Annotated in this window: 7 protein-coding genes and 1 other annotated feature; of the genes, 2 read left to right on the top strand and 5 right to left on the bottom strand. The window is 61.9% G+C overall.

Annotated elements, in window-relative coordinates; all coding sequences use genetic code 11:
- Positions 1 to 3: 3 nt before the first annotated feature.
- The 5 genes from DLM86_RS16540 to DLM86_RS16520 all read right to left on the bottom strand — a co-directional run bounded on the left by DLM86_RS16540 (position 4) and on the right by DLM86_RS16520 (position 10007).
- Positions 4 to 1128 carry an imelysin family protein gene (locus DLM86_RS16540; protein WP_110841160.1) on the bottom strand — a complete coding sequence of 375 codons (1125 nt, stop codon included), beginning with the start codon at positions 1126 to 1128 and terminating at the stop codon, positions 4 to 6.
- Between the two features lie 199 nt (positions 1129 to 1327).
- Positions 1328 to 4411, bottom strand: a complete 3084-nt coding sequence (gene ileS / locus DLM86_RS16535) for an isoleucine--tRNA ligase (RefSeq protein ID WP_110841366.1) — start codon at positions 4409 to 4411, stop codon at positions 1328 to 1330.
- A gap of 51 nt (positions 4412 to 4462) precedes the next feature.
- Positions 4463 to 4723 (bottom strand) — a binding site (T-box leader).
- Positions 4724 to 4809: 86 nt separating this feature from the next.
- Complete coding sequence (locus DLM86_RS16530; protein WP_211326546.1) at positions 4810 to 6129, bottom strand: replication-associated recombination protein A; 1320 nt, start codon at positions 6127 to 6129, stop codon at positions 4810 to 4812.
- A 114-nt stretch (positions 6130 to 6243) separates the two neighbouring features.
- On the bottom strand, positions 6244 to 9465 hold the full coding sequence (locus DLM86_RS16525) for an MMPL family transporter (RefSeq protein WP_110841159.1): 3222 nt from the start codon (positions 9463 to 9465) through the stop codon (positions 6244 to 6246).
- A 95-nt stretch (positions 9466 to 9560) separates the two neighbouring features.
- Positions 9561 to 10007: a MarR family winged helix-turn-helix transcriptional regulator gene (locus DLM86_RS16520; RefSeq protein WP_245954658.1), complete on the bottom strand. Its 447-nt coding sequence runs from the start codon at positions 10005 to 10007 to the stop codon at positions 9561 to 9563.
- A 167-nt stretch (positions 10008 to 10174) separates the two neighbouring features.
- On the opposite strand from DLM86_RS16520, the gene DLM86_RS16515 reads away from it, so the two are divergent.
- Both DLM86_RS16515 and DLM86_RS16510 read left to right on the top strand, forming a co-directional pair.
- A complete protein-coding gene (locus tag DLM86_RS16515) occupies positions 10175 to 10483 on the top strand; it encodes a hypothetical protein (protein WP_110841158.1) in 309 nt (102 codons plus the stop codon).
- A 658-nt stretch (positions 10484 to 11141) separates the two neighbouring features.
- Positions 11142 to 12038 carry an SHOCT domain-containing protein gene (locus DLM86_RS16510; RefSeq protein WP_158289505.1) on the top strand — a complete coding sequence of 299 codons (897 nt, stop codon included), beginning with the start codon at positions 11142 to 11144 and terminating at the stop codon, positions 12036 to 12038.
- Positions 12039 to 12078: the final 40 nt, after the last annotated feature.

Here is a 12078-nt window from a genome sequence, read left to right as displayed (position 1 = left end):
CCGTCACGTTCGGATCTTGATGCCGAGCTTGGCTGCAGCCTGCGTCAATTGCCCGGCGATCGCCGAAGCCCGGTTTTGCGCGTCCGCGCCCAAGGCGTCCGCCTGCTCGGCTTTGAACGCCGTGCCGTTCTTCTCCTTCTCGTACAGGTCGGACACGAAGCCGAGCAGCTCGTCAAGCTCCCGGCCCGTTTGCTTCGCCAGCGCGGCGTCGGCCTTCTCGACGGCCGGACGGACGGAAGCGTACACGACCTCGAGTCCGGATAAAATGTCGCGAATGTCCTGGAGCCGGGATACCGCCACGAATTGGGCGCTCGTCGCGTTGTCCCCGCTGACGCTGCGCGATTGTTTCCACGCCTGGAAATATTCGTCCATCGTCGGGATCATGACGACGAGCGCGGTCAAGCTTTCCTCGAGCGTCGCCTTCCACTGTCCCGCATCCTTCAGCAAATGGTCCGACATGGCGGCAAAGCCGTCGGCGACGCCCTTCAGCACGTTCGCGTCCGGCAGCACTTCGCCGAAATCGACCTTCCCGCTGCCGTCCAGATCCGGCTTGACGCCTTGGGCGGTCCATTCCGGCTTCGTTCCCCACAGCGTCAGCTCGGCCAGGTAGAAGTAATTTCCCGGCTTCTTCAGCGTCTCGCCGTTCGGCAGCTTCACGTCGAAGCTGACGACATCCTCGCTGCCTTCGCCGGCGGGAATGCCCGCATCGAGGTCGATATCGTAATGGGAAAGCTCCTCGACGCCGGCCACGATGCCTTCCATCGTCTCGTAGGCGGAGTTGGCCGCCAAAAACTGCTTCTTCGCCTCGACGAGCAGCGGGCCGACGGTGCCCGCCTGCTTGCTCCACAGGGCGTCGTAGTCGAAGTTGACCGATTTGGCGGCGTCATAATACGATTGCGCCGTTTTCTTCAATTGGGCCGCGTTTTTTTGCAAATCGGTCGACTTGGCCACCAAATAGCTGTTCACCCGCGACAGGTCGACGCCGGGGACGTTGGCCGAAGCGCCGGAAGCGCCCGATGGTCCGGCGTTCCCGCTCCCTCCGCACCCGGCTGCGGCCGTCGTCAGAGCGAGCGCCGCGCACGCGGCGGCGGCGCGATGGCGAAACGAACGTAAAAAAGAATGCGACATAAACGAAACTCCTCCAGGGGTACCGAGCCTTCCGGCACCGACGATTCGATTGATTTTCAATGAGAATGATAATCGTTATCAAATAAGCTGTCAACGATTTATTTGATGGGCGGGGATGGCGAACCCGGCTTGAAACGCAAAAAAGCGGCAGCCGGAACCGGTTATCCGAATTCCATACTGCCGCTCGTCATCGTATGACCTATTCGATTTTCAAGCCGAGGCTGCTATCCCCGATCGAGACGTACTCCATGCCGTCTGCCTTGCCGAAACGCACTTCCGCCACGATCACGTTGTCGCGGAGCACGCGGTCGAACCGGTCGATGGCCGTTTTCAGCTGATCGTCCGCGTCGAGCGTCAGGTTGACGCGCTTCTCGACGGGCAGGTCGAGCTTTTTGCGGTAGTCCTGGATGGCGCGCACCACTTCGCGGACGACGCCCTCCTGCTCCAGCTCTTCCGTAATCGTCGTATTCAGGGCGACCGTAATCCGGTTGCCGGACGCCGATGCGAATCCCGTTTTCGCCTGCTTCTCGACGAGCAGCTCGTCGATCGTAATGTGCAGCGACTCGCCGTCCACCGTCATGTCGAGGAAGCCGTCGTCCACGATCCGCTTCGTCTCGGCCGCGGACATCATCTTCAGGTGCGCCTGAATCGGGCCGACGAACTTGCCGTATGTTTTGCCCGCGACCTTCAGATTCAGCTTGAGGGTAAAATCGACGAACCCGCCGTCGCCCTGCTCGACGCGAATGTGCTTGACGTTGACCTCGTCCTTGATGATCGATTCGAACCGGGTCAGGTCGAACTCGCGGTCGAGCGACACGATCAGCTCGGAGAGCGGCTGGCGCGTCTTGATCGCAGCGTCGTTGCGGATCGTGCGCGCCAGCTCGACGATTTGCCGGGCCGTCTCCATCTCCTTCTCCAGCTGCGCGTCGATCTTCGCTTCGTCCGCCTTCGGATAATCGGCCAGATGGACGCTGTCCGTTCCGCCCAGGTTGCCGTACAAGTCTTCGGCGAGGAGCGGCGCGTACGGCGCGATCATGAGCGCCAGCGTCTTCAGCACTTCGCCTAGCGTCTGGTAGGCGGACACTTTGTCCGCGGTCATCGCGCCTCCCCAGAACCGGTCGCGCGAGCGGCGGATATACCAGTTGCTCATCTCTTCGACGAACGATTCGATCTGCTTCGCCGGGTTGAGGAAATCGTACTGCTCGAGCCCCTTCTCCACCTGACGCAGCGTCGAATGCAGACGGGACAAAATCCACCGGTCCAGCTCGTTATCGGAAACGCGTGGCGCGTGCTCCTCCGGCTTGTAGCCGTCGATGTTCGCGTACAGTGCGTAAAACGCGTGCGCGTTATGGATCGTATCGATCACCTTCGACTTCGCTTCGGACACGATCTGCTTCGAAAACCGTTTGCTGTTCCACGGCGCGCTGTCGGCCAGCAGCGACCAGCGGAACGCGTCGGTGCCGAACTGCTCGATGATGTCCCACGGATCGATGACGTTGCCTTTGCTTTTGGACATTTTTTGCCCTTGCTCGTCGAGCACGTGTCCGGTCGAGACGACCGCCTTGTACGGCGACTGGCCGTTATACAGCGTGGAGACGGCCAGCAGGCTGAAAAACCAGCCGCGCGTCTGGTCGATCCCTTCGCAGATGATGTCGGCCGGGTACTGCTCGCGGAACGTGTTCTCGCTGCCGAACGGATGATGGTATTGGGCGAACGGCATCGAGCCGCTGTCGAACCAGACGTCGATCACCTCCGACGTCCGTTCCATCGTTCCGCCGCACGAGCAGCGCAGCTTCACGCCGTCGACGTACGGCTTGTGCAGCTCGAGGCTCGGGTCGAGCGGCTGAACCGACTTCGCCTGCAGCTCCTCGCGGCTGCCCGGCGCATATTCCGAGCCGCAATCGCCGCAAATCCATACGTTGAGCGGCGTTCCCCAATACCGGTTGCGGCTGATGTTCCAGTCGACGAGCTCCTCGAGAAATTTGCCGAACCGTCCTTCGCGAAGGTGGGACGGGTACCAGTCGATTTTGCTGTTATTGTCGATAAGCTGCTGCTTGACCGCGGTCGTCCGGATAAACCAGCTTTCCATCGCGTAATAGAGCAGCGGCGATTTGCAGCGCCAGCAGAACGGATAGCTGTGCTCGTACCGTTCCTTGGCGAACAGCAGGCCGCGCTCGGACAAGCTTTTCACGATATCGACGTCGCAATCCTTGACGAATCGGCCGGCGAAATCGGTCACCTGGTCCGTATAGCGGCCGGCCAAGTCGACGACGCTGACGAAATCGATGCCGTGCTGGCGGGTCGTCTTGTAGTCGTCCTCGCCGTGCGCCGGAGCCATATGCACGATGCCGGTACCGCTCGTATCGCTGACGAAATCGGCCGCGACGACGACATGGCCTTTGCCGGTCGGCTTCACGTAGCCGAACGGAGGATGGTACGAAGCGCCGGCGAAATCCGCGCCTTTGTGGACGGACAACGTTTCGTAGCCTTCCCCCAGCACCTTGTCCGCCAAATTTCGGGCCACGATGTACACTTCTCCGCCCCGCTTCGCCTTGATGTAATCGATGTCGGGACCGACCGCAAGCGCGATGTTGGCCGGAAGCGTCCACGGCGTCGTCGTCCAGGCGAGGAACGATTCGTCCGCGGTCGTGCTGCGGAACTTGACGGTGGCGCTCAAATCTTTGACATCCTCATAGCCTTGCGCAACCTCGTGCGAGCTGAGCGTCGTTTGGCAGCAAGGGCAGTACGGGCTGACGCGATGCCCTTTGTAGAGCAGCCCTTTTCGGTGAATGTCGGACAAGATGTGCCAGACGCTCTCGATGTAATCGTTCGTCAGCGTGACGTACGGATGGTCCATATCGGTCCAATAGGCGATCGCTTCCGTCAGCTCGCGCCATTGCCGCTCGTATTCGAACACGCTCGCCTTGCACGCCTCGACGAATTCGGCGACGCCGTACTTCTCGATTTCCTGCTTGCCGGAAATGCCGAGCTGCTTCTCGACGCCCAGCTCGACCGGCAGGCCGTGCGTATCCCAGCCGGCTTTGCGCACGACGCGGTAGCCGGACATCGTCTTGTAGCGGCAGATGAAGTCTTTGATGACGCGGCCGAGCACGTGCCCGATATGCGGCTTGCCGTTGGCGGTCGGCGGGCCTTCGTAGAAGACGAAGTTCGGCCGGCCTTCGCGGTTTTCGATCGAACGTCGGAACGTGTCTTGTTCCTTCCATTGCCCCAGGACGCGCAGCTCCCGGGCTCTCGGCTTTTCTTTCACGTCTACTTTTCTCACCGTGGATTCAACCTTTCTGTTCTTGGGAATAAACAAAAAAATCCCGTCCCGCAAAGGGACGAGATTGCTCTCGCGATACCACCCTCGTTCCGCAGGGCGCATCCGAAAAATGACGGACATGCCGCGGCACCTTAGTCGCGTACAACGATACGCGTCCCTTGTAACGGAGGGAGTCCGGGACGGCTTACTGGACCTTCGGCCATCCTTCTCGGAGATGATTTCCGTCTGCCTCTCGAACGTCGGCTTTCAGCGCGCGGCCGACTCTCTGGGGATCAAGCAAGCGGACGTACTTGTTCTCGTCAACGAATGTAAACGACGTATACAGTTCACATTCATTTAACCTCAACGGCAAGCGAAAGTCAATGGTACGCATGCGCAAACGAATACGCCGAACGCGTCTACTCGCCGCGCCCCGCTTTCCGCCGCAGCTGCTGGTTCACCCTCATCTTCTCCTCCATCCCCTGCTCGGACGCCTCGAAGAAGACGGCGCCGCGGATCGCGTCCGGCACGTACTGCTGCGCGACGTAATGCCCCGGATAGTCGTGCGGGTACTTGTACCCCCGGTGGCCGAGCTGCTCCGCGCCCTTGTAATGGGTGTCGCGCAAATGCATCGGCACGTCGGCCGACTTCGTCCGCTCGAACGACGCCATCACGTTCGCGATCGCGATCGGGATCGAGTTCGACTTCGGACTCTCCACGGCGAACAGGATCGCCTGCGCGATGTTGTATTTCGCCTCCGGCCAGCCGATCTTATGGTACGCGTCCATCGCCGTCACCGCCTGCACCATCGCCTGCGGGTTGGCAAGACCGATATCCTCGCTGCAGGCGACGATAAGCCGCCGCAAAAACGTCATCGGGTCCATGCCGAGCCGCTCGACCGCGTACAGAAACCAGTACAGCGCCGCATCGCTCGAGCCGCGCACGCTCTTGTGGAACGCGGACAGCACGTCGTACTGCGTCGACTCGTCCGCCTTGATCGTCGGACGGCGGATCGATTCCTCCGCCACCTCGAGCGTGATGCGGATCGTGCCGTCCGGCTCCGGCGCCGTCGTCAGCGCCGCCAGCTCGAGCGCGTTCAGCGCCCGGCGGATGTCGCCGTTCGCCATCCGCGCGATATGCTGCAGCGCCTCCTCGCTCGCCTCGATCGGCAGGAAGCCGAGCCCGCGCTCCTTGTCCGCGAGCGCCCGCCGCATCGCTTGAAGCGAATGCTCGTGCGTCAGCGGCTTCAGCTCGAACAGCGTCGAGCGCGACAGCAGCGCGCCGTTGACGTGGTGGAACGGGTTCTCCGTCGTCGCGCCGATCAGCGTCAAGATCCCCTGCTCGACCGCGGGGAGCAACGCGTCCTGCCGGGACGTGTTGAACCGGTGGACCTCGTCGAGAAACAAGATCGTTTTCTTCCCGTACATCGCCTTGTTCGCCTTCGCCTGCTCGATCGCCTCGCGGACGTCCTTCACCGACGCGTCCACCGCGTTCAGCCGGACGAACTCGCCGTTCGTCGCGTTCGAGATAATGTTGGCGAGCGTCGTCTTCCCCGTCCCCGGAGGGCCATACAGCAAAATCGAGCTGACCTGATCGGCCTCGATCGCCCGCCTCAGCAGCTTGCCGGGACCGACGATATGGTCCTGCCCCAAATATTCGTCCAGCGTCCGCGGCCGCATCCGGTCGGCGAGCAGCCTTCCGGCCGGCTTGGACGCGTCCTCATACGTAAACAAATCCACGGATACCCCACCTTGCCTTCGAGAAATATGCGCACGGCGCGCGAAAAGCCGCCACCCGAAGATGACGGCCTTCGCCAAGTCTAATCCGATTATACCAGCCCGAACGCCCGTTTGTCACACGGAACGATCGGTGTGGGAATGCAGATGCGCCATAGCGCCGCCCGGCACGCGGACGCGGACCTTCTCTTCCGACGGTTCCGGTGCGCGCTTGCCGCCCGAGAACGGCCACCAGTTCGCTTCCCCGAACGTCCGCACCATGACCGGAATGAACAGCGGCAGCATGACGAGCGCGTACAGGAACAGCCCGCACAGGACGATCGTGGCGATTTGCAGCAGCGACATGACGCCCGACGGCAGCATCGCCGCGAACGTGCCGCCGAGAATGACGGCGGCGGACATGATGACGGTGCCCATGTTTTTCATCGCGAGCAAGATCGCTTCCTGCGGCGACAAGTGCCGGTATTCCTTGAACCGGTCCATCAAGAAAATGCTGTAGTCGATGCCGAGCGCCATCAGCATGACGAAGCCGAAGAACGGAACCGCCCAGCTGATGCCCGAATAGCCGAGTATACGGACGAACAGCACCTCCGTAATCGCCATCGACGTATAGAACGTGACGAGCAGCGACAAAATGAGGTAAATCGGCATGACGATCGAACGGAACAGGACGATCAGGATGATGGTGATGCCGATGAGCATGAGCACCATCGTGCGCGAGTAATCGTCCGCGGATATGTTGCGCAAGTCGTTGTTCATGCTCGTCACGCCTTCGACCGCGAACGCGGCATTGTCGTAGCCGGTCCCTTTGAGCGCCCGGGTGACGGCGGCGTTCAGGTCGTCCGTCTTTTGCAGCGTCTCGGTATCGTACGGGTTGCCGGCGAATACGACGTCGAACTTGACGATTGTCCGGTCCTTCGACATGTAGACGTCGAGCGATTGTTTGAAAGCTTCGTTTTTCAGCGCTTCGGACGGGAGATGCCAGCCCGTCAGCTGCTTGTTCGGCGCCTCGGACAGCTCGTTCAGGAACGATTGCGCCGTCTGCAGACCGCCGGACACTTGCGCCAGGCCGCCGACGCTTTGGTCGAGACCGCTCGTCAGCTGGCCGAGCTGCGCGTTCAGCTCCGCGAAGCCGTTCTTGAGCTGCTCCTGGCCGGACGCCAGCTCGTCGAACCCTTGGCTCAGCCGCGGCACGTTCGCGACGATTTGCCCCTGGCCGTCTGCGGCCTGCTCGATCCCCGCCTGCAGCTGCGCGATGCCGTCCGCCAAGCGGGCGAGTCCTTGCGCGAGCGCCTCCTGACCGGCCGCCGCCTGCTCGAAGCCGGCGTTCGCCTGACCGATCCCTTGCGAGAGTCCGGCCAATTGGCCGTTCATCTGCTTCAGCCCTTCGGCGATGCCGGCTGCGCCGGTCCGAAGCTGGCCGACCGCGCCCATCGCCTTCAAATAATCCGGATCCTGCTTCAGCTGCGGATACTTCTGCTCGAGACCGCCGAGCCCCGTTTCCAGCTCGGTCAGCCCTTGGGCCAGCTGCTCCTGCTTCGCGGCGACGTCGCCGTACGCGTTGGACAGCCGGTCCAAGCCGCCGCCGATGTCGCGGTAGCCCGCCAGCAGCTGGCGGCTCGACGCGGCCAGCTGCTCCGCGCTCGACCGGGCTTGCTCGAGCCCGGCGCGCAGCTCACCCGCTCCGGTGGAGCCGTCGCGCAAGCCGGCCTCGATCCGCTTCAGCCCGTCGCCGAGCCGGACGACGCCGGCTTTCAGCTCGTTCGTCCCGGCCGTCAGCCGCTCGGCCCCCTGTACGGCCTCGTTCAGCTTCGGCGCATTATCGCCGAGCGCCTTGCTCGCCTCGGACAGCCCTTTGCCGATTTGGCCGAGGCCGTCGGTGCTTTGCCCGAGACCGTCGTCGACTTTGCCGACCTGCGACGCGACCTGGAAGTCCTGCATCGCCTCCCCGGTCGGCCTCGTGGCGCTGCGCACCGTCTTGACGCCGTCCGTCTTGACGAGCTCCCGCGTCACTTGCTCCACCGCCGCCAGCCCTTCGGCCGTATCCATCGGCTTGTCGGCCTTCAGGACGACCGTGGAAGGCAGCGAATCGCCGGGACCGAAGCTGTCGGAGATCACTTGGAACGCTTTGACCGACTTGTACTTGTCGCCGATTTCGTCCAGCGAGTTGAACGAGATCGAGCCTTTGTAAGCGGCCAGGAACGGCACGATGATCACGGCCAGCACGACGAGCGCCCACAGCGGACGCTTCAGCGAGAACGAGCCGACCGCGCCCCACAGCCGGCTCGGCTTATGCTCGAGCGAGCCTTTCGCCGGCCAGAAAATCGCCTTGCCGAGCACCGCCATGAAAAACGGCACGATCGTGTACAGCGCCAAAAGCAGAACCGCGACGCCGACCGCCACCGCCACGGCGGAACGGTACAGCACGAACGTCGACAGCCCGATCGAGGCGAAGCCGACGAGCACGGCCAAACCGGAGTAGAGCACCGTTTTGCCGGCGGTCCGGTACGTTTCCAGAATCGCCTCGGTTTTGTCTCCGCGGTGCGCCAATTCCTCCTTGAACCGGCTGATCAGCAGAATGCAGTAGTCCGTGCCGATGCCGAACAGCACCGCGACGAGAAAAATTTGCGTAAAGTTGGACAGCGGAAAGTCCAAGTAATGGACCAAAAAAGCGACGACCGACTGCGACACCACATACGTCAAGCCGACCGACAGCAGCGGGATAAACGGCGCGATCGCCGAACGGAAGACGACGAACAGGATGGCCAATATGAAGACGACGGTAATCCATTCCGTCTTCTTCAGCCCTTCCTGCGAGCTTTCGACGACGTCTTCGTTAATGAGCCAGTTGCCGGTATAATAGTGGTCGATTTTCACGTCGGATACCGCGCCGTAGAGCGCTTCGCGCAGCTCGGCCGGCGTCCGGTCGCCCTGCTCCGCCCCGACGAGGACGAGCACCGTTTTGCCGTCGCCCGCGACCATTTGCTTCGCCAAGTCCGGCATGTCGAAGTGGGTCGTCACCGACGTAACGCCGGCGCTGTCCTTGGCGTTTTTCAGCCTGTCGACGCCGCGCTTCACTTCGTCCATATCGGCGGACGACAACCCTTGATCGTTGTGGAACACGAGGACGGAGCTGAGCTCGCCCGACGTGCCGTCGCCCTCTCCCTTCATCTCCCGCAGCAAATCCGCGGCGATCGTCGAGGAATAGCCGTCGGGTACGTTGATCTGCCCTTTGTCCCGGACCAGGTCCGCCATATTCGGCGCCGTCAGGAACAGGCCGACCGCCCCGGCGATCCATAGGATCAGGACGAGCCAGCGAAATTTCAAAATCGTTTTCATGAATCCGAATGCCCCCTTCACGCTTGTTGCCTATCCGGCTTCGGCCGGACCGTGTGCCGCCGCCGCATGCGCTCTCGCATCGCGGCCCTCGGCGCTCAGCCGTCCGTCAGGACCCGGCCGAGCTTCTCGAACGTCGTAATGAACGCAATCGCTTCCTGCTCGTCGAAATGCTGAATATATTTCGACAGCAGCCGCTGAATGCTGCCGCACATCTCTTCGGTCATCCGCTCGCCTTCCTCCGTCAGCGCCAAATAGGTGACGCGCCGGTCTTTTTCGTCGGGGATCCGCTTGAGCAGCTTCTTCTCGAACAATCGCGTAATGATCGCCGTGATCGAGCTTTTGCCGACATAAAACGTATCCGACAGCTCCGACGATGTACACATGCTTCTGGAAGCGATGTAGCGCAGAATGGCGTATTGGTCGATCGTGATCCCGTCGGGCATCAACTCGCGAATAAGCGCGTTAAGCCGCCGTTCCACCGTAAACGTAACCCGCTCGTACCGGCCGATAATGTCTTTGAGCAGCTCGTCGTTCATCGTCATCCTGTACCCTCCTCCCATTCGAGAACTTGTTCCACAGTCAAACTGTTTGATTCTAAAATAGTTCGATAGTGGAACTATATCAAAAACGGTTCCCGTCCGTCAATGACAAAGAAGTGAACGTTCCGTATAATGAAAGTCATAATCGAACGTCAAAGGAGAACGACCCGATGGACCGCAAACAAATGGAAGAACAAATCATCCGAAACTACGAACGGGACGAGCATATGATGGTGCTCGTCTTCGCCCAATGGTGCGTCAACCGCGGTCTCGATCCGGAGGAGCTGTACAAGCGGGCGTATCCGGACCAAGCGGCCAACGACGTCCTGCGCCAAGCGATCGAGCTGACGGTGCCGAAGGAGGAGGCCGGCGACATTCCGGACGAAACCGTGCTCGGCGTCTTGTCGCTGTTCGGCAACGAGGAGCTGGCGTTCGTCGTCACGGAGGAGATCGCGAAGGGCGGAAAAGGCCGGCGGTGAGCCGGCTTTTTGTGGCGAAGCCGGCCCATCAACGGATTACCGGCTCCATTCGCCGCCGGCTCCGATCCTCCTCCGCACGCTCCGGCTTCATTCTAAAGGATTGGGGCGGTGACGGTCCTCAGGAGACGTTATTTGCCGATAAAGAAGCCTATTCGCCACGGATTCCGTCCTATTCCGACTCCGGACTCAGGAGTCCGTTACCTAAGATGGGTCGTATCCGATCCTTTCCCCCCTTTCTTCCTTCCGGTAGCAAGTATGTAGAGACCCAACGCGGACTTCCTTTGTCGGACCTTCTTTTTCGGAAAATCCCCCTCGGTCGGTAAGCGGCTCGGCTACGTCGTCAATAAGAAGGCGGCAGCCGCCGTCCCTGCCTCGATCTGCTGCCCGCACGGGCGCCTTCGAACGAACGATCCGAAGCGCGCGCGTTCCTTCTCCCCCACCTTCCGATTCGTGCCGGTTTTACCGCCGGCTTCAGCTTTCCTTCAGCTTGCTTTCAACGAACGTTCAGCCCGTCTTCATGCTGCTTTCATGTAGGCGGGCTAAGATGGTTTCAAGACGGACGGGAGGTGAACGAGAGAAACCGTACTGCCGACGAAGAAAGAAGAAGACTCGATACCCTACGAATCAACCAAACTTAATCAAACGGAGGAGAATTTCGATGAAAAAACAAATGAAAACGTTGGCCGCTACGACGCTGGCCTTGACGATTACGCTCGGCGGCGGACTTGTCGCCACCCATTACGCGAACGCGGCGACGACGGCGGCGGCGGAGCCGACTTCGCAAACCCAAGCCGACTCCCCCGTACAGAACGGCAAGCCTTTCGGCGGGAAGCGCGGGGCCGGCGACTTCGGCCGCAGCCTGCACGGCGTCGGCTCGTCCGAGGAGCTGGCGACGCTGCTCGGCATGACGCAGGACGAGCTGCATGAGGCGCTCAAGTCCGGCAAGACGATCGCCGCGATCGCCGGCGAGAAAAATGTCAGCGTCCAATCGGTCGTCGACCTGATCGTCCGAACCGAGACGGCACGGCTCGACCAGCTGCTCGCCGACGGCAAGCTGACGCAGGAGCAGTACGACGCCCGCAAGGCGGAGCTGGCCGACCGCGCGACGAAGCGGGTGAACGGCGAGCTCGCCGGCAAAGGCGGCTTCCCGGGCGGCGACCGCGGCGGCAATGGAGGACGGCACGGCTCGTCCGAGGAGCTGGCGACGCTGCTCGGTATGACGCAGGACGAGCTGCATGAGGCGCTCCAGTCCGGCAAGACGCTCGCCGCAATCGCCGGCGAGAAAAACGTCGCCGTCCAATCGGTCGTCGACCTGATCGTCCAAACCGAAACGGCCCAGCTCGATCAGCTGCTCGCCGACGGCAAGCTGACGCAGGAGCAGTACGACGCCCGCAAGGCGGAGCTGGCCGACCGCGCGACGAAGCGGGTGAACGGCGAGCTCGCCGGCAAGGGCGGCTTCCCGGGCGGCGACCGGGGCGGCAAAGGCAAAGGCGGGCCGCGCGGCACCGATACGAATGCGGACGGCACGAACGCGACTGCCGCGGCCGAAGCGTAAGCGGACGGCATCGCCCAACGAACAAAAAGGCGGTTCTCGA

Origin of the sequence: Paenibacillus flagellatus, from assembly GCF_003217775.1 — a bacterium.
GTDB classification, from domain to species: domain Bacteria; phylum Bacillota; class Bacilli; order Paenibacillales; family NBRC-103111; genus Paenibacillus_AB; species Paenibacillus_AB flagellatus.
Note: the sequence above shows the minus strand (reverse complement) of the source record. Positions and strands in the feature narration are given on the sequence as shown.